Genomic DNA, 17,075 nt, shown 5'->3' on the forward strand with positions numbered 1-17,075 from the left:
CGCTTCGCGCCGCCGTGACCCAACGGGGGCGGCAGCGCGTCACGCGACGGTTTCGCGCTGCGTGTCCGTCTCGAATCCATAGAGCGCAGCCGCGTTGTCGACCAGGATCGCGCGGGCAATCGCGTCGTCCGCCGCGCAATCGTGCAGCCAGCCGAGCAGGCGTGCATCGTCCGGCAGCGGCGATGCGTTCGGATGCGGCCAGTTGCTGCCCCACACGCAGCGTGTCGAATGGCCGCGCGCGAGCACGGCGGCGAGACGCGCGACGTCGTCGTAGCCCGGTGCGCCGGATTGCGACGTCTCGTACGGCGCGGACAACTTCACCCATGCGTGGCCGCGATCGAGCAGGCGTCGCAGTGCGACAAAGGACGGTGCATCCGGGGCGACGGGCGTCAGGAATTTGCCCGTGTGATCGATCACCACGCGCGCCGGCAGCCGCGCCAGCGTCGGTTCGAGATCGGCCAGCGTGCGACCGTCGAACTGCAGGTCGATATGCCAGCCGAGCGGCGCGATCCGCGCGGCCATCCGTTCCAGATCGCTCCATTGCGCGGTGCCGCCCGCCAGCATCATGAAGCGCACGCCGCGCATGCCGGCGGCATGCAGCCGCTCCAGCTCCGCATCCGGCACGTCGACCGGCAACGTCGCGACGCCGCGCGCCTGCGGACCGAACGCGGCCAGTGCAGCGAGCGTGCATCGGTTGTCGGCGCCATAGCCGGTCGGCTGTACGATCACCACGCGCGTGAGGCCGAGCGCGCGCTGCACGCGCCGATACGCGTCCGCCGGCGCATGGGGCGGCCGAAACGTCGCCGTCGGCGCGAGCGGGTACGCATCGTCGTAGATATGGATATGGCAATCGCACGCGTCCGGGAACCGCGTGCCGCCCACGCCGTCGCGGATCATCGCCCGCCCGGCGCGACGGATGCGTGCGACGCGCGCCAGCGCGCGAGCCGCGTCGCCTGCGCGGCGTTGACCGCGCCGGTCGGCACGCGCCCGTCGAGCAGCGCGGCGAGCTGGTCGACCGTCTCCAGCGCCTGATGCTCGATCGCCGGCAGCGTCAGCCCGCCGATGTGCGGGGTCGCGATGACGCGCGGATGCGCGGCGAGCGCGGGCGTCGGCATCTGGTCCGCAGCACGGCCGACGTCCAGCGCGCAACCGGCCAGCCGCCCGCTGGCGAGCGCGTTGGCCAGCGCCTGCTCGTCGACGAGTTCGCCGCGCGACGCATTGATGAAGCACGCACCCGGCTTCATCGCCGCGAATGCCGCCGCATCGATCAGGTTCGCGGTGGCCGGCGTGGCCGGCGCAAGGCAGACGACGTAATCCGAATCGCGCAGCACCGTGGCGGCGTCGACCTGTTCGGGCGGCGGCGCGTCGACCCGCACGTACGGATCGCTGACGAGCACGCGCATGCCGAGCGCCGTCGCGACGGGGGCGAGATGGCGCGCGATCTGCCCATAGCCGATCAGGCCGAGCGTGCTGCCGCGCAGTTCGCGCCCCATCCGTGGCACCGGCGGCGCGCCACGATGGTACGCGTCCGCGTAGCCGCCGATCCCGCGCGCGAGGTCGATCATCGCGCCGACGACCCACTCGGCGACGGCCGGCCCGAAGCCGGGGCTCGCCTGCGTGACCAGCACGCCGCACGCGCTCGCCGCGGCGACGTCGACCGTCCGGATGTCGACCGCGCAACGCAGGAACGCGGCAAGTACCGGCAGCCCCGCGAACAGCGCGCGAGGCGCCGGGGTCTGCCGGTACGCGATGATCGCGTCGCATCCCTGCGCGGCGGCAATCAGTTCGTCCGTGTCGAGTTCGCGATCGTGCGGGTTGCAGGTGACGTCCGCGATCGCGCGCAGCGCGCGCAACGCCCTGGCGCCGAAGTAGTGGTCGATCATCCCGCTCGGATGCGTGACGTAGACCCGCGTCATGCGTGACCTCCGTTCGTGCCGGCCGCCTGCGCCGGCGGCGGCGCGACCGAGGCGCGCTCCACGAGCGTCACGTCCGCGAACACGCATGGCCCGGCGGACGGTGCGTCGCCCTCCTGCCGCATCACGCGCCGCACCATCTCGCCGGCCATTTCGGTGACCGGCAGTTGCACCGTGGTCAGCGCCGGCCACGAGATCGCCGACAGGAAATGACCGTCCATCCCGATGACGGAGACATCGTCCGGCACCCGCAAGCCGCCGTCGCGCAGCCCGGCCATCAGGCCGAGCGCGAACAGGTCATTGACCGCGACGATGCCGGTCGGCCGCGCGGGATCGGCCGCGAGCTCGACGCCGAGCGCACGCCCGACGTCGACGATCACCGAGTCGCCGTATTCGTTCGCGGGACCGCCGTCGAGCACGCGCGCCTGGGTGGCGCCGCCCGCCTCGCTTGCCACGGCGAGAAAGCCGCGGATCTTGTCGCTGCGGCTCACCGTGATGCCGGCCACCGTCGCGAACGCGAGCCGCGTATGGCCGGCGTCAACGAGCCGGCGTGTCGCGAGCCGCGCGGCCGCCTCGTTGTCGGCCGTCACGTGATCGACCTTCGATTGCTCGCCGGGTGTCGCGCGCCGGTCGTAGCTGACGACCGCCATCCCGCGTTCGGCCGCGCGCTCGAGGTGGCTTTCGTCGGCGAGCGACGAGATCACGATCACGCGCCGCACGCCGTGCGCGTACAGATCGTCGAAGAACGACGCCTCCTTGCGCGCATCGCGGTAGGTGTTGCCGATCAGCACGCGATGGCCATACCGTTCCTGCGCGCAGGCCTCGATCTCGCGCGCGATGTAGCCGTACATCGGGTTCGCCATCGACGGCACCAGCAGCCCGACGAGCGGCGTCTGCCCCGTCTTAAGCTGGCGCGCGAGCGTGCTCGGCCGGTACTGCAGCGCGTCCATCGCCGCCTTCACGCGTTCGAGCGTCTCCGGCTTCATCTGGTCGGTGCGTCCGTTGAGCACGTTCGAAACCGTGCTGACCGAAACGGCCGCATGACGGGCCACGTCCTGAATCGTACTCATGTCGTCTTGCATAGAACGGGCTACAGGCCGAAATGGGCCGGCAGCCACAACGAAAACGCCGGTGCGAAGATCAGCGCCACGAGGGCGGCGAACAGCACCAGCAGATATTTCACCATCGGCCGGGCCACGCGCCCGACCTCGGTGCCCGTGATCGCGCAGGTCGTGAACAGCCCGAGGCCGACCGGCGGCGCGAACAGCCCGAACCCCATCGCCACCACCACGACCGTGCCGAAATGCAGCGGATGGATGCCGAGCTGCAGCGCGATCGGCGCGAGCAGCGGCCCGAAGATGATCAGCGCGGGCGCGCCTTCGAGCACGGCGCCGAACACGATCATCAGCAGCGCCGCCAGCAGCAGGAACATCGTCGCGCCGTATTGATGGGCAAACGCCGTCATTGTGCCCGAGACGAGGGCCGGAATCTGCTCGATCGACAGCGCGAACGACACGCTCGACGCCGCCGCGACGATGAACAGGATACCGCTCGCCATCGACGCGGCGCGCACGAACACGCGGCCGACCGAGCGCCACGTCAGTTCGCGGAACGCGAGCCAGCCCACGACGAGCGCGTAGACCACCGCGAACGCGGACACTTCGGTCGACGTCGCGATCCCCGACGTCACGCCCTTGCCGATCATCGCGACCATGACCAGCGCGACGAGCGCGCCGCCCGCGAGCGGCAGCCACGCGCGACGCTCGCCGAACACCTCGGCCACGTCGATCCTGCGCCCGGTGATCACCGTCACGACCGCGAGCGACGCGGCCAGCACGGCCGCCGGCACGATCCCCGCGACGAACAGCCCGGCGATCGAGATGTTCGCGACGAAGCCCATGATGATCATGTTCACGCACGGCGGAATCGTTTCGGCCATCACCGCGCTGCACGCGAGCAGCGCGGCGGTTTCGTTGGGGTCCTGCCGCGCGCGGCGCACCGCCGGCATCACGACGCCGCCCACCGCCGCGATATCGGCCAGTTTCGAGCCCGACACGCCGGAAAAGCACGCCGTCGCGAAGATCACGATCAGGCCGAGCCCGCCCCGCACGCGCCCGAAAATTCGCAGCAGCAACTCGACGAGCCGCGCGGACATCCCGTTGGTCTCCATCAGCAGCCCGGCCAGCACGAAGAACGGCACCGCGAGCAGCACGAAGTGATCGGCGCCGGCCATCACCTGTTGCGAGTAGACCAGCAGCGGCAGCGTCGGATCCGCGAGGAAATACAGCAGCGCCGAGAACGCCAGCACGAACCCGATCGGCACGCCGAGCACCAGCCCGCCGACGAAGCCCGCGACCAGCAGCGTGCCCGGCGCGACCGCATGCGCGGGCCACAGCGCGTTCCAGCCGTACACGGCGCCCGCGAGCGCCGCGCAGCACGCGAACGTGCCGATCACCCGGCGGCGCGGCGCGTTCAGCGCATTCGCAAGCGCGAATACCGTCATGAACAGCGCGCCGAACATCATCGGATACCCGTTGATCCAGCCCGGCAAGCCGCCCGTCGTCAACTGGTCGTACGAATCCGTGAGCAACTGGCACGACGACACCAGCAGGTTCAGCGCGACGGCCGCCACGATCCAGTGGCCGACCTGGATCAGCGCGCCCTGCCAGCGTGCCGGCAGCCGGCCGCGAAACACGTCGATGCCGACATGCTGGCTGCGCCCGAGCACCGTCGCCGCGCCGAAGAACACGAGCACGATCATCAGCGCGCTGGCCACTTCCTCGGCCCAGTCGACCGGGTCGTGCAGGAAATAGCGGAACACGACCGACACGAACACGACGAGCACGTCGACGCCGAGCACCGCGGCCGACAGGTACTCGAGCCAGCGCAGCAGCGCATCCAGCACGCGGGCGGCGCGATGCGCCGGTTGGCCTGCAGCGGGAGCCGGCGCGGCGCCCGACACGGAGTGCATGTCCATCGCTCAACCCCGCGCGGCGGCGATCGCCGGAAACAGCGGCGCGGTGGCCGGATATTGCTTCGCGAACGCCACATACAGGCGATCGTGCATCGTCTGCCGCAACGCCGCACGCTCGGCGTCGGCCAGCGGGTAAAACGCCATGCCGCGCTGCTTCAGCGCCTGCTCCGCCTGCGCGGCCTTCTGCGCGGCAATCGCACGCTGCTGCGCGGTCGCGTCGGCCACCGCGCGATCGAAGGCCGGCCGCAGATTGGCCGGAATCCGGTCGAGCGCACGCCGCCCCATCACGACGGTCATCGCCGCGAACACGTGGCGCGATTGCCAGCACGACTTCACGATCTCGTCGAAGCGGCTCGCGAGCACCGTGGCGGGATCGTGCTCGAGACCGTCGACGACGCCCGTCTGCACGGCCATGTACAGCTCGCCGAACGGAATCGGCGTCGGCACCGCGCCCATCGCCTTGAAGGTATCCATGAACGCGGGCGTCGGCAGCACGCGCAGCTTCGTCCCCTTCAGCCCGGGCAACGCCGTCACCGGCTGCTTCGTGAATACGCAGCGCCCGCCGAAATGCGAACCCCAGGTCAGCACCGAGCATCCGGCGCGCTTTTGCAGCAGCGCGTTCAGGCTCGTGCCGACCTGACCGTCGAGCGCCTTCGCGACGTGCGCGTAGCTGTCGAACAGGTAGCCGAGATCGAGCATCCCGAGCTCCGGCGCGATCGTGGCCCAGATCGACGAGCCCGAGATCATCATGTCGATCGCGCCGATCTTGACCTGCTGCACGACATCGTTTTCCTTGCCGAGCTGGCTGTTCGGAAAGTAGTCGACCCGGATCGCATCGCCCACGCTCGCCTTCAGGTTCGCGGCGAGACGCTCGTACCACACGTAATGCGCGGCGTTCTGGTCGGCCGGCATCGACGACGAGCAGCGCAGGGTGACGACCGGCTGCTGCGCGCGCACGCCTTCCGGCAAGCCGCCCGCGGCCGCCAGCGTGGCGGCGGACACCGTCTGCAGAAAGCGCCGCCGGTTGTAGGTATTCATGAGCCGTCTCCTTTGCGAGTGCGTCTCGCGACGCGACTGTATCGATTTAGTGTATCGATACAGTAATACGACGACCGATGAGAGAAAAATGGGGGTTTCCCCTGTTCAGGACAAAAAATCCGGATCGTGTGGCGCGTATTTCGGGCGGAATTCGTATGAAAAATCGCCGTTTTTCACGCGTTGGAGGGACGCCGCAAACAATTCGCGCCCCCGTCGTCGATCATCCGACGACCGACTTTCGGTGGTACGCGGCAGGCCGCTCAGGCGAGCAGGCGCACCGCTAAACGCCCGGATCGTCCGCGCTGTCCGTCAGAAACCGCTCGACCATCGCGTTGAACACCGGCAGCGCCGGATTGTCGTTGTCCGCGCGCCATGCGAGATACAGCTCGGCCGCCACGTTGACGCCGGCCAGCGGTCGGAACACCACGCCGTCCACATGAAGCTCGCGCGCCGACGCCGGCACCAGCGCCGCGCCGAGCCCCGCGCGCACGAGGCCGAGGATCGTATGCGTCTGGCCGACGTAGTGCAGGTAGTTCGGCAGCCGCCCGGCACCCGCGAACATCCCCGAGATCATGTCGTGGAAATACTTGCCCTCGTTCGGCGAATACGCGATGAACGGCTGCCGGTCGAGCTCGTCGGGGCCGATCTGCTCGTAGGTCGCGAGCGGCGCGCCCTCCGCGACCGCGACGAGCATCGGTTCGCGCTGCACGAGCCGGTATTCGAGCGGCTGGCGCGCCGCGCGCTGGCGCACGAAACCCGCGTCGAGCATCCGCGACGCGAGCGCGTCGATCTGCACGGTCGACACCATCTCGCGCAATTCGACGTCGACGTCCGGCAACGCATGCGCCGCGTGCGCGAGCAGCACCGGAATCATCCGGTACGCACTGACGGCCGTGAAGCCGAGCGTGATGCGCCCGGCCCCGCCATGCGCGACGCGCTGCGCGGCCTGCTCGGCGCGCGCGGAAAATTCGAGGATGTGCCGCGCGTCGCGCAGGAAGCGCTCGCCGGCCGCGGTCAGGCTGACCTGCCTGCTGCTGCGCTCGAGCAACGCGATGCCGAGCGCGTGCTCGAGCAACTGGATCTGCCGGCTGAGCGGCGGCTGGGTCATGAAGAGTCGCCGGGCCGCGCGGCCGAAATGCAGCTCTTCGGCGACCGCGACGAAACAGCGAAGCTGGTGCAGTTCAATCATTCAAATCTTGAATCAATCGATAGTCTTTTGATGTTAGACCGATATCGATACGATTTCTATACTCGGTTCCACCTGATGCACGGCCCGCGCCGCGCACGACGACCGAGACCTTCATGACCATCGACATCCTGCTGACCCAGCCGCTTCCCGACACCATCGACGCCGAACTGTCCGCCGGTTATACCGTGCACCGGCTGTATGCGGCCGAGCAACCGGAGGCGCTGCTCGATCGCGTGGCGCCGCGCATTCGCGGCGTCGTGACGGGTGGCGCGAACGGCCTGTCCGCCGCGCTGATGGACCGGCTCGCCGCGCTCGAGATCATCGCGATCAACGGCATCGGCACCGACGCGGTCGATCTCGACCGCGCCCGGGCGCGCGGCATCCACGTGACGACGACCCCCGACGTACTGACCGACGACGTCGCCGACATGGCGCTGGGCCTGATCCTGATGACCCTGCGCGACCTCGGCGCCGGCGAGCGGATCGTGCGCGCCGGCCGCTGGGGCAAAACGGCGCAGCCGCTCGCGACGCAGGTCACCGGCAAGCGGCTCGGCATCGTCGGGCTCGGCCGTGTCGGACGCGCGATCGCGCAGCGCGCGCAGGCGTTCCGGATGCCCGTCAGTTACTTCGGCCCGCGCGAGCATCGCGACAGCGGCTATCGCTTCGTGCCCGACCTCGCCGCGCTCGCACGCGACAGCGACGTGCTCGTGATCGCGGCCTCGGCCGATCACGGCAACGTGCTGGTGACGGCCGATGTGCTCGCCGCGCTCGGCCCCCAAGGATTCCTGATCAATGTCGCGCGCGGCAAGCTGGTCGACGAAGCCGCGCTCGTGCGCGCGCTGGCCGACGGCACGATCGCCGGCGCCGGTCTCGACGTGTTCGCGAACGAACCGCACGTGCCGGCCGCGCTGCTCGAACTCGATCGCGTCGTCGTGCAGCCGCACCGCGCGAGCGCCACGCACGAAACGCGCGAGGCAATGGGCCGCATCGTGCTCGCGAACCTCGCCGCATGCTTCGCGGGCCAGCGCCCGCCGACCAGCGTCACCCGCTGAGCGCCACACCGCCCGCCCGTTACAACACCGGATGCCTCCGCACGACGGAGGCCAGGAGACACGCATGTCCCATCGATCCAGCGGCGCTGCCGTCGCCGCCTCGCCCGCCGCCTCGCGCACGATCGGCCGCGTCCGTTACGCGGTCCTCGCGCTGATTTTCGCGGTCACCGTCGTCAACTATGCGGACCGCGCGACGATGTCGATCGCCGGCACCGGCGTCGCGCACGATCTCGGGCTCACGCCGGTCCAGCTCGGCGTCGTCTTTTCCGCGTTCGCGTGGGCCTATGCGATCGGCCAGATTCCGGGCGGCTGGCTGCTCGACCGCTTCGGCGCACGGCGCGTGTATGGCCTGAGCCTGTTGCTGTGGTCGGTGTTCACGATGCTGCAGGGCACGGTCGGCGCGTTCGCCGTGCAGGGCGCGGCCGCGACACTCGCGCTGTTCGTGATGCGCTTCATGCTCGGCCTCGTCGAATCGCCGGCGTTTCCGGCCAATTCGCGGATCGTCGCCTGCTGGTTCCCGACGGCCGAACGCGGCACCGCGTCGGCGCTGTTCAATTCCGCGCAGTACATGGCCGTCGTGCTGTTCACGCCGGCGATGGCGTGGCTCACGCATGCGCTCGGCTGGGAGCACGTCTTCCTGTGGATGGGGCTGCTCGGCATCGCGCTCGCCGCGCTGTGGTTCGCGTGGTATCGCGAGCCGCACGGCCATCCGCGCGTGACCGACGCGGAGCGTGACTACCTGCGTGCTCACGGCGCGCTCGTCGATCTGGAAGCGAACCGCGTGCGCGAGCGGCCGCGCGTGTCGTGGCACGACGTGTCGCAACTGTTCCGCCACCGGAACCTGTGGGCGATCTACATCGGCCAGTACTGCATCACGGCGCTCACCTACTTCTTCATCACGTGGTTCCCGATCTACCTGATCAAGGGACGCGGGATGACGATCATGGAAGCCGGCTGGGTCGCCGCGCTGCCGGCGATCTGCGGCTTCACGGGCGGCGTGCTCGGCGGCGTGCTGTCGGACTGGCTGATCCGGCGCGGCATGCATCCGTCGAGGGCGCGCAAGACGCCGTTCGTCGCGGGGATGGCAATGGCGACGCTGCTCGTGCTCGCGAACGGCGCATCGTCGAACGCGGTCGTGATCGCGCTGATGACGATCGCGTTCTTCGGCAAGGGGCTCGCAGCGGTCGGCTGGGCCGTGCTCGCCGACACGGCGCCGGAAGGCATGGTCGGGCTGAGCGGCGGCGTGTTCAACGGCCTCGGCAACATCGCCGGGATCGTCACGCCGCTCGTGATCGGCTACTTCGTCGCGAGCACCGGCTCGTTCGCCGGCGCGTTGTGGTTCGTCGCCGCGCACGGACTGATCGGCATTGCGGCGTACGTATGGCTCGCGGGCCGCTTCGAGCGGATCCGCATCGCGCCGGCCGCATGAGCGCCGCGGCCGCACGCCGGCGCCGTCACGCGCGTTGGCGGCTGCTCGGCACGTGCTCCGTCGTCAGCCGGTCGAGTTCGCGCAGATCGTTCTCGAGCGCGGGCGTGAGCGTCGTGCGCAGGTGGTCGAGGAAGGTGCGGATCTTCGCATCGAGATAGCGGCGCGTCGCGTAGACCGCATAGACGCTCACCGTCTGCAGCCGGTACTCGGGCAGCACGCGGATCAGGCGCCCTTCGCGGATATCGTCGAGCACCGTATACAGCGCCACGCACGCGATCCCGCGCCCGGCGCGCACCGCGACGCACAGCGCATCCGGCACGTTGACCTGGAACGGCGCCGGCTGCAGCTCGTAGACGGTTTCCTCGCCGTCGCTGCGCTCCAGGCGCCATTCGCCGGCCGGCGACGCGGGCGTGTCGAGGCGCAGGCACACGTGGTTCGGCAGTTCGTCGGGCGTCTGCGGCGTGCCGTGCCGTGCCAGGTATTCGCGCGACGCGACGAGTACGCTGCAACTCGTGCCGCAGGTCTGCGCGACATAGCCCGAATCGGGCAGTTGCGACGCGGTCACGATCGATACGTCGTAGCCCTCTTCGACCAGATTCGGCATCCGCTGCGCCAGCGTCAGCTCGACCGATACGTCGGGGTTGTCCTCCTGGTAGCGGACGATCGACGACACGACATGACTCTGCCCGAGCCCCGTCATCGCGTGAATGCGCATCTTGCCGCTCGGCCGCAGCAGCGCGTTGCGCGCCTCCGCGTTCGCGTAGTCGATTTCCGCGAGGATCGATTTCGCGCGCTCGAAATAGCGCTCGCCGCTTTCGGTCAGGCCGAGGTGACGGGTCGTGCGATGCAGCAGGCGCGTCTGTACGTGGGCTTCGAGGTTCGAGACCGCGCGCGACACCTGCGCGGTGGTCGCGTCGATTTCCTTCGCGACCGCAGTAAAACTGCCGGCTTCGACGACGCGCACGAACAGGCGCATGTTTTCGAGCATGTCCATTGAATTGGCTTGGGGAGAGTCAGTGGGGAGGCGTCGGCGGCGCTCGCGTCAGAGGGGCAACGGAACACGGCCGCGAACCACGTCGAATCGATCACCGTGCCGGGGAGAAGGCGGGAGAGCGGGCATCGCGTACGGGGTTCTGGCATGACGGGGGAATTCAGTGCGCCGAATTGTACGCCGCTGCAGACAAATTTGGGCGATTGTGCGCACGCAAGCTCTCATCCGGTGAAAGCATTTTGCAAGATTTGCGCGTCGCACGCGTGCAACGACGCGATGCCGCGCGACAATTTGTATCACAACACGATATAATTCCGCGCTTGGCCGCCGCGCCCTCGCGTTGTCATTTTTACCGCTTACCGTCCATGTCGTCAGGCTCCTCCCCGTCGCGCCGCACGTTGCGGCAGTGGCTGCACAGCTTCATTCCCCATCCGATGACACTCGGCTGGCGCGAGCGCCTGCGCTCGTGCACCGGCGCGCTCGTCGGCATTGCGACGGTCGGCGTCACGATGCGGCTGCTGCCCGGCGTACCGGGCCTCGTGCCGCTGCTCGTCGCGCCGATGGGCGCGTCGGCCGTGCTGCTGTTCGCGGTGCCGGCGAGCCCGCTCGCGCAGCCCTGGTCGATCATCGGCGGCAATCTCGTCGCGGCGACGGTCGGCGTCGCGTGCGCGCAATGGATCGCCGATCCGATCACGGCCGCCGCGGTCGCGATCGCCTGCGCGATCGGCGGCATGTTCGCGCTGCGCTGCGTGCATCCGCCGTCGGGCGCCGTCGCGCTCACGGCCGTGGTCGGCGGTCCGGCGATCCATGCGCTCGGCTTCGGCTTCGTCCTGCAGCCGATCGCGCTGCAATCGGCGATCCTGCTGTCGGCCGCGCTCGTCTACCACGCGCTGACCGGGCACCGCTACCCGCACGGCGGCGTGCGCCCCGAAGCGAAACCGCAGACCGGCGGCGCCGCCCCGGCGCGCGGCGGCTTCACGCGCGGCGACCTCGACGCGGTGCTGAAGCGCCGCAGCGAATGGCTCGACGTCGATCCGGACGATCTCGAAACGCTGCTGCGCGAAACCGAAATGCAGGCTTATACGCGCACGTTCGGCCAGTTGAAGTGCGCCGACCTGATGACGAAGCATGCGATCGAGGTCGCGCCGTCGACGTCGGTCGGAGCCGCGCTCACGCTGCTCGATCGCCACCGCGTGAAGGCGCTACCGGTGGTCGACGGCGAAGGCCGCCTGACCGGCATCGTCACGCGCGCCGACCTCACGCGTCAGTTGCGCCGTCCGGCCCCGCTGTGGCAGCGCCTGTCCGCGCGGTTGCCGCAATCGTTCGGCGGCCAGCCCGCGAGCGTCGCGTCCGTGATGACGCGCGACGTCGCATCGGTGCCGGAAACCATGCCGATTACGGCGCTCGTGCCGCTGTTCACGCATTCGGGCCACCACCATATTCCGGTCGTCGATGCGTCGCGCCGGCTCGTCGGCATCATTACGCAGACAGATCTCGTCACGGGCCTGTATCAGCAGACCCAAATGCTCGAGGCCGCGTAGCGCGCACCCCGTCACGTCACCGCCTGCGACACGCGGAATGCGATCATTCCGCCTGATTTCGGCCATTTATATCATGTTATGATATATTTACCGCCACCGTAACCGACTGCCCGACCGACCTCGATGAACGATACCCGACGCGCGCTGACGAAAGGCGATTTCCAGCAACTGTCCGAGTTCCGCTACCAGATGCGCCGCTTCGAGCGCTTCTCCGAACGCGCCGCGCAAAGCGAAGGCGTGACGCCGCTGCAATACCTGCTGCTGCTGCACATCAAGGGCTATCCGCATCGCGAATGGGCGACCATCGGCGAACTCGCGGAACGCCTGCAGGCGCAGCACCACGGCGTCGTGGCGCTGGTGACGCGCTGCGAAGCGCTCGGGCTCGTGAAGCGCAAGCCGAGCGAAGCCGACCGCCGCCAGGTCGAAGTCCACCTCGAGCACGCCGGCGAAACGCTGCTCGCCCGCCTCGCGGCCATGCATCGCGCCGAACTGAAGTCGCTCAAGGACACGTTCCAGGTTCCCCAGATCGATTACTGACCCTTGCCACTCCGATGAACGCCCCACATAAACGCGATTTCTCGACCAACGAACGCCTGCCCAGGATCGCGCTGCTTGCCGCCGTGATCGGCCTGCTCAGCACGCTTGCCGCGTTCGTGCTGCTGAGCCTGATCCACCTGTTCACGAACCTGTTCTTCTTCCAGCAGTTCTCGTTCGCCGATCATTCGCCCGCGAACAACACGCTCGGCGCCTGGGTGATCGCCGTCCCGGTGATCGGCGGGCTGATCGTCGGCCTGATGGCGCGTTTCGGTTCGGAGAAGATTCGCGGCCACGGCATTCCGGAAGCGATCGAGGCGATCCTGTTCGGCAAGAGCCGCATGTCGCCGAAGGTCGCGATCCTCAAGCCGCTGTCGTCCGGCGTCGTGATCGGCAGCGGCGGCCCGTTCGGCGCCGAAGGCCCGATCATCATGACGGGCGGCGCGCTCGGCTCGCTGATCGCGCAGTGCGTGCACGTGACCGCCGCCGAGCGCAAGACGCTGCTCGTCGCCGGTGCAGCCGCCGGCATGACCGCCGTGTTCGGCACGCCGGTGGCCGCCGTGCTGCTCGCGGTCGAGCTGCTGCTGTTCGAATGGCGCCCGCGCAGTTTCCTGCCGGTCGCGCTGGCGTGCGCGGTGGCCGGCTTCGCACGCGCGGTGTTCTTCGGCGTCGATCCGCTGTTTCCGCTGACGACCGCCGCGCCCACGCCCGTCGCGCTGCTGTCGTGCATCGTCGCGGGCCTGCTGTCGGGTGCGCTCGCATGCGGCCTGTCGGCGGCGCTCTACCGCGTCGAAGACACCTTCGCGAAGCTGCCCGTGCACTGGATGTGGTGGCCCGCGCTCGGCGCGATCGTGATCGGCGTCGGCGGCTGGCTCGAGCCGCGCGCGCTCGGCGTCGGCTACGACGTGATCGGCGACCTGCTGCACCAGCACATCGCGCTGAAGATCGCGCTCGCGCTGCTGATCGTGAAGGCCGTGATGTGGGTGATCGCGCTCGGCTCCGGCACGTCGGGCGGGGTGCTCGCCCCGCTGCTGATGCTCGGCGCCGGCCTCGGCACCGTGCTGTCGCCGGTCTTGCCGGGCGGCGATCCGGCGCTGTGGCCGCTCGTGTGCATGGCCGCGACGCTCGGCGCGACGCTCGGCGCCCCGCTCACCGCGATCGTGTTCGCCTTCGGCCTCACGCACGACACCAATGCGCTGCTGCCGCTGCTCGCGGCGACGCTCGTCGCGCACGGCTTCGCGACCATCGTGATGAAGCGCTCGATCATGACGGAAAAGATCGCACGCCGCGGCTACCACATCTATCGCGAATACGGCGTCGATCCGCTGGAGCGGCACGACATCGGCGAAGTGATGACGTCGGCCGATCTGCTCGTCGCGATCGACGGCACAGCGACGCTCGATACCGTCGAGACGCAATACTTCGGCGCGAAGCAGACACACCGCGCGTACCCGGTCGTGCAGAACGGCCGCCTGCTCGGCCTCGTCGATCGCGCGACGCTCGACGCGCAACGTGCGCAGGCCGGCGCCGACACGCCGATCTCGGCCGCGTTCGCCGATCGTGCACCGGCCGTCGCGCTGGCGCACGAAACGTGCCGCGTCGTCGCGTCGCGCCTCGCGATGCTCGGCCTCGAACGCCTGCCGGTGGTCGCCGACGAGCAATCGCTGCGCATCACGGGGATCGTGTCGCGCAGCGACCTGATCAAGCCGGCGCTCCAGCACTTCGACGACGAACACAAGCGCGAGCGCTTCCGTCCGGTCGTACCGGTCAACCTGCGCGGCATCGGCTCGCGCAAGGCCGGCTGACGTCGTTCGCGTGCGCGGCGCTCTGCCGCGCGCCGCTTCCCTGCCTCACGCCGCGCCACGATACGGTGCGCCCGTCGCGCGCCGCATCGCCTTCCCGTCGCTTTCCGCCGTTTAAAGTTGGTTAACAATTCAACAGACGAAAGTTTGTCATCATGGTGCTCATGCGACGGGGCCATCCAATAGCCATTCCACTTCGCCATTCGATAAAGAGTCGCGGCGCGGCATGCACGTACATGCCGCCTGCCGCGACCGTCACCTCACCACACCACGACCGGGCAGCGCACCGACCGCGCCACGCATGACGTCGAGCCGTACACGACGCATGCCGCGCCGCAGCAACATGCGCAGCATCCGAGCCGCCATTTGGCAAGCGCGTTAACAACTTGTTTCGGAATGACCGGAACCGTGCCCGCCCGATGCGATCTCACTTGCACGCAGCACTGCTGCGCATCCCACTCAATCAATCACGACTCGAGGGAGATAACGTGAACGTGAAATACTTACCGCTCATCGCATTGACCGTGGCAATTTCTGCTCATGCCGCTGAACCTGCCGTGCAAAACGTGGGACAAAGCCAGAAAGACGCTCCCGACGTTTCGGCGTGCATCGCCAAGACCTGGGCCGACAAGTCGCAACAACAGGTGATCTCGCAGAACGTGCTGGCCAACGGCCTCGCGACCGATGTGTACGCACCGGGCCAGCAGCCGCCGAACGGCGCCGCCGCGATGGTGCGTCCGTCGTGGAAGCCGGGTGCGAAGACGTGGGTCGGCGTGCGCGGCGATGCAGCGTCCGCCGGCGACATCAACGCCTGCCTGTAACGATGTAACGAGAACAGGCGCACCGGATGGCCTTGCGCCATCCGCTTGCGACGAGCCCCGCTTCGGCGGGGCTTTTTCTTTGCGGCGCGGAAGGCGTCTTACAGGTAGCTGCAGACGTAATCGAGCGTCTCGAGCACTTCGATGTCGAAGCGACTCTTGCCCGGCACCGAGAACGATTCGCCGGCGCCGTAGGTCTGCCATTCGCTGCTGCCGTCGAGCTTCACGCGGCACTTGCCGGCCTGCACTTCCATCAATTCGGGCGCATCCGTGCCGAAGTTGAGCGCGCACGGCAGGATCACGCCGAGCGTCTTGCGCGTGCCGTCCGGGAAGAGCACGGTATGCGACACGCACTTGCCGTCGAAATAGACGTTCGCGCGCTTGACGACCGATACGTTGTCGAATTGGGTTGCACTGGTCATGTGATGCCTCTGATTGCTGGATGCCGGATGGCGATGGAGTTGGAGGCCGGCCGGAGCGGCGGGCCGGCCGCTATGATACCGGCTCGCGCAACGTGTATCGGAATGGCGCGCTACCGGTGCGTGCCGGACCCACAATCGTCAGGATCACTACGTGATTCTGTGGGGCGCCGGTTCACCGCAACCCCTTGCGCCGCGCGGAATCGCGCAGGCAATCGAGCAGCATCGCCGCGGCCGGCGTCAGCGGGCTGTCGCGGCGCGTGACGACCTGAACCGATACGCCCGGCAGGCGCTCGCGAATCGGCAGCACCGCGAGCTGCTCGCGCGCCCACTCGCCTTGCAGCAGTTGCTCGGGCATCGATGCGATCAGGTCGCAGCCGGTCATCAGGCTGTGCGCAAGACCGAAGCTCGGGCATTCGATGACGCGCGCCGGCACCGGCAGCCCGTACGCGACGAACGAATTGAACAACACCTGCGTGGAGCTTTCCGGCGACGGATTCATCAGCCAGTCGGCCTCGACGAGATCGGCGAGCGACGTGGCCGACGCGAGCGGATGCCCTTTGCGCGCGACGATCAGCGAGCGGCTCGCGTAGAGCTCCGCATGATCGAACTCGGCGGCGAGCAGTTCAGGCACGACGACGGCCACCGCGAAATCGAGCGAGCCGTCGTGCAGGCGCGGCAGCGCGACCCCCGGGAACCCTTCGACCAGATTGACGCGCGCCACCGGAAAGCGGCGCCGGAACGCACGGAATGCGTCGGGCAGGATCGTCACCGCCGCCGCGGGCGTGATCGCCGCCGCGACGGAACCCGTCATCGCGCCCTGCGCCTGCTCGATGTCGTCGCGGGCGCGCTGCATTTCGGCGACGATGAGCCGCGCGCGCACCTGCAGTTGCTGGCCGAACGCGGTGAGCTGCACGCCGCGCGCGGTGCGCACGACGAGCGACACGCCGAGCGCGATCTCCAGCTCCTTCACCGCCTTCGTCAACGCGGCCGGCGACACGTTCAGGCGCCGCGCGGCCGCACGAATGCTGCCCTCCTCCGCGGCGGTGACGAACGCTTTCAGCTGATGGTATTTCATGGGGCAATGCGTGATCCGTGGAAACCCTGTGCGGCGCGCGGCGCCATCGCTCAGGGTATTCCCGAGCGGCAACCGACGGTGTGCACCAAAGCAATTTAGCAGCTTCTGGTACGCAAAAGAAATTTATATGCTTGGTCGTCGCATGCGCATCAGACGCCCCACCCGGCCCCACAGCAACCATCTTGAGACAGCCCATGTCATGCGCAATTGAAATCCGGCTGCCAACGCTCGCCAGTGCGAGCGATGGCGTTGAGCGTGATGAGCAGCTTGCGCATGCATGCGACGAGGGCGACCTTC

Annotated in this window: 15 protein-coding genes; 6 read left to right on the forward strand and 9 right to left on the reverse strand. The window is 68.6% G+C overall.

Annotated elements, in window-relative coordinates:
- Window positions 1–39 precede the first annotated feature (39 nt).
- From MMB92_RS30195 to MMB92_RS30220, 6 genes are all read right to left on the reverse strand, one after another.
- Window positions 40–897 carry an amidohydrolase family protein gene (locus tag MMB92_RS30195; protein WP_060211180.1) on the reverse strand — a complete coding sequence of 286 codons (858 nt, stop codon included), beginning with the start codon at window positions 895–897 and terminating at the stop codon, window positions 40–42.
- Entirely contained in the window at window positions 894–1,916 is a 1,023-nt protein-coding gene (locus tag MMB92_RS30200) for a hydroxyacid dehydrogenase (RefSeq protein ID WP_059720792.1), read from the reverse strand. Before MMB92_RS30200 ends, MMB92_RS30195 begins: the two co-directional genes overlap by 4 nt.
- Window positions 1,913–2,995: a LacI family DNA-binding transcriptional regulator gene (locus MMB92_RS30205; protein ID WP_059720791.1), complete on the reverse strand. Its 1,083-nt coding sequence runs from the start codon at window positions 2,993–2,995 to the stop codon at window positions 1,913–1,915. The genes MMB92_RS30200 and MMB92_RS30205 overlap by 4 nt, the downstream gene beginning before the upstream one ends.
- 8 nt (window positions 2,996–3,003) lie before the next feature.
- Window positions 3,004–4,890 carry a TRAP transporter large permease subunit gene (locus tag MMB92_RS30210; protein WP_080403476.1) on the reverse strand — a complete coding sequence of 629 codons (1,887 nt, stop codon included), beginning with the start codon at window positions 4,888–4,890 and terminating at the stop codon, window positions 3,004–3,006.
- Between the two features lie 3 nt (window positions 4,891–4,893).
- Entirely contained in the window at window positions 4,894–5,925 is a 1,032-nt protein-coding gene (locus MMB92_RS30215) for a TRAP transporter substrate-binding protein (RefSeq protein WP_062910446.1), read from the reverse strand.
- A gap of 280 nt (window positions 5,926–6,205) precedes the next feature.
- Window positions 6,206–7,114 carry a LysR substrate-binding domain-containing protein gene (locus MMB92_RS30220; protein WP_006482957.1) on the reverse strand — a complete coding sequence of 303 codons (909 nt, stop codon included), beginning with the start codon at window positions 7,112–7,114 and terminating at the stop codon, window positions 6,206–6,208.
- Window positions 7,115–7,227: 113 nt separating this feature from the next.
- On the opposite strand from MMB92_RS30220, the gene MMB92_RS30225 reads away from it, so the two are divergent.
- Both MMB92_RS30225 and MMB92_RS30230 read left to right on the forward strand, forming a co-directional pair.
- Window positions 7,228–8,166 (forward strand): 2-hydroxyacid dehydrogenase, encoded by a 939-nt coding sequence (locus MMB92_RS30225; protein WP_277563143.1) that lies wholly within the window; start codon window positions 7,228–7,230, stop codon window positions 8,164–8,166.
- Window positions 8,167–8,230: 64 nt separating this feature from the next.
- Window positions 8,231–9,595 (forward strand): MFS transporter, encoded by a 1,365-nt coding sequence (locus MMB92_RS30230; protein ID WP_006482968.1) that lies wholly within the window; start codon window positions 8,231–8,233, stop codon window positions 9,593–9,595.
- A 25-nt stretch (window positions 9,596–9,620) separates the two neighbouring features.
- Here MMB92_RS30230 and MMB92_RS30235 read toward each other — a convergent pair whose 3' ends face one another.
- Entirely contained in the window at window positions 9,621–10,589 is a 969-nt protein-coding gene (locus tag MMB92_RS30235; protein WP_006494690.1) for a LysR family transcriptional regulator, read from the reverse strand.
- 362 nt (window positions 10,590–10,951) lie between these two features.
- Here MMB92_RS30235 and MMB92_RS30240 point away from each other — a divergent pair, with 362 nt between their 5' ends.
- The 4 genes from MMB92_RS30240 (at window position 10,952) to MMB92_RS30255 (ending at window position 15,284) form a co-directional block, all read left to right on the forward strand.
- Window positions 10,952–12,127, forward strand: a complete 1,176-nt coding sequence (locus MMB92_RS30240) for an HPP family protein (protein ID WP_006494689.1) — start codon at window positions 10,952–10,954, stop codon at window positions 12,125–12,127.
- Window positions 12,128–12,250: 123 nt separating this feature from the next.
- On the forward strand, window positions 12,251–12,664 hold the full coding sequence (locus MMB92_RS30245; RefSeq protein WP_006482973.1) for a helix-turn-helix domain-containing protein: 414 nt from the start codon (window positions 12,251–12,253) through the stop codon (window positions 12,662–12,664).
- A gap of 14 nt (window positions 12,665–12,678) precedes the next feature.
- On the forward strand, window positions 12,679–14,466 hold the full coding sequence (locus tag MMB92_RS30250) for a chloride channel protein (protein WP_006494688.1): 1,788 nt from the start codon (window positions 12,679–12,681) through the stop codon (window positions 14,464–14,466).
- A 485-nt stretch (window positions 14,467–14,951) separates the two neighbouring features.
- Window positions 14,952–15,284, forward strand: a complete 333-nt coding sequence (locus tag MMB92_RS30255; RefSeq protein ID WP_006482964.1) for a hypothetical protein — start codon at window positions 14,952–14,954, stop codon at window positions 15,282–15,284.
- A 98-nt stretch (window positions 15,285–15,382) separates the two neighbouring features.
- On the opposite strand, the gene MMB92_RS30260 is transcribed toward MMB92_RS30255, so the two are convergent.
- Complete coding sequence (locus MMB92_RS30260) at window positions 15,383–15,703, reverse strand: pyrimidine/purine nucleoside phosphorylase (protein WP_006478890.1); 321 nt, start codon at window positions 15,701–15,703, stop codon at window positions 15,383–15,385.
- A 172-nt stretch (window positions 15,704–15,875) separates the two neighbouring features.
- Window positions 15,876–16,778: a LysR substrate-binding domain-containing protein gene (locus tag MMB92_RS30265; RefSeq protein ID WP_212250584.1), complete on the reverse strand. Its 903-nt coding sequence runs from the start codon at window positions 16,776–16,778 to the stop codon at window positions 15,876–15,878.
- Window positions 16,779–17,075 lie beyond the last annotated feature (297 nt).

The organism is Burkholderia sp. IO2 (assembly GCF_029522185.1).
GTDB lineage: Bacteria > Pseudomonadota > Gammaproteobacteria > Burkholderiales > Burkholderiaceae > Burkholderia > Burkholderia cenocepacia.

Bases quoted from the DNA above. Each gene is read 5' to 3' on its own strand.
- MMB92_RS30195 (WP_060211180.1), bottom strand. From the start codon at position 897: ATGATCCGCGACGGCGTGGGCGGCACGCGGTTCCCGGACGCGTGCGAT.
- MMB92_RS30200 (WP_059720792.1), bottom strand. From the start codon at position 1,916: ATGACGCGGGTCTACGTCACGCATCCGAGCGGGATGATCGACCACTAC.
- MMB92_RS30205 (WP_059720791.1), bottom strand. From the start codon at position 2,995: ATGCAAGACGACATGAGTACGATTCAGGACGTGGCCCGTCATGCGGCC.
- MMB92_RS30210 (WP_080403476.1), bottom strand. From the start codon at position 4,890: ATGGACATGCACTCCGTGTCGGGCGCCGCGCCGGCTCCCGCTGCAGGC.
- MMB92_RS30215 (WP_062910446.1), bottom strand. From the start codon at position 5,925: ATGAATACCTACAACCGGCGGCGCTTTCTGCAGACGGTGTCCGCCGCC.
- MMB92_RS30220 (WP_006482957.1), bottom strand. From the start codon at position 7,114: ATGATTGAACTGCACCAGCTTCGCTGTTTCGTCGCGGTCGCCGAAGAG.
- MMB92_RS30225 (WP_277563143.1), top strand. From the start codon at position 7,228: ATGACCATCGACATCCTGCTGACCCAGCCGCTTCCCGACACCATCGAC.
- MMB92_RS30230 (WP_006482968.1), top strand. From the start codon at position 8,231: ATGTCCCATCGATCCAGCGGCGCTGCCGTCGCCGCCTCGCCCGCCGCC.
- MMB92_RS30235 (WP_006494690.1), bottom strand. From the start codon at position 10,589: ATGGACATGCTCGAAAACATGCGCCTGTTCGTGCGCGTCGTCGAAGCC.
- MMB92_RS30240 (WP_006494689.1), top strand. From the start codon at position 10,952: ATGTCGTCAGGCTCCTCCCCGTCGCGCCGCACGTTGCGGCAGTGGCTG.
- MMB92_RS30245 (WP_006482973.1), top strand. From the start codon at position 12,251: ATGAACGATACCCGACGCGCGCTGACGAAAGGCGATTTCCAGCAACTG.
- MMB92_RS30250 (WP_006494688.1), top strand. From the start codon at position 12,679: ATGAACGCCCCACATAAACGCGATTTCTCGACCAACGAACGCCTGCCC.
- MMB92_RS30260 (WP_006478890.1), bottom strand. From the start codon at position 15,703: ATGACCAGTGCAACCCAATTCGACAACGTATCGGTCGTCAAGCGCGCG.
- MMB92_RS30265 (WP_212250584.1), bottom strand. From the start codon at position 16,778: ATGAAATACCATCAGCTGAAAGCGTTCGTCACCGCCGCGGAGGAGGGC.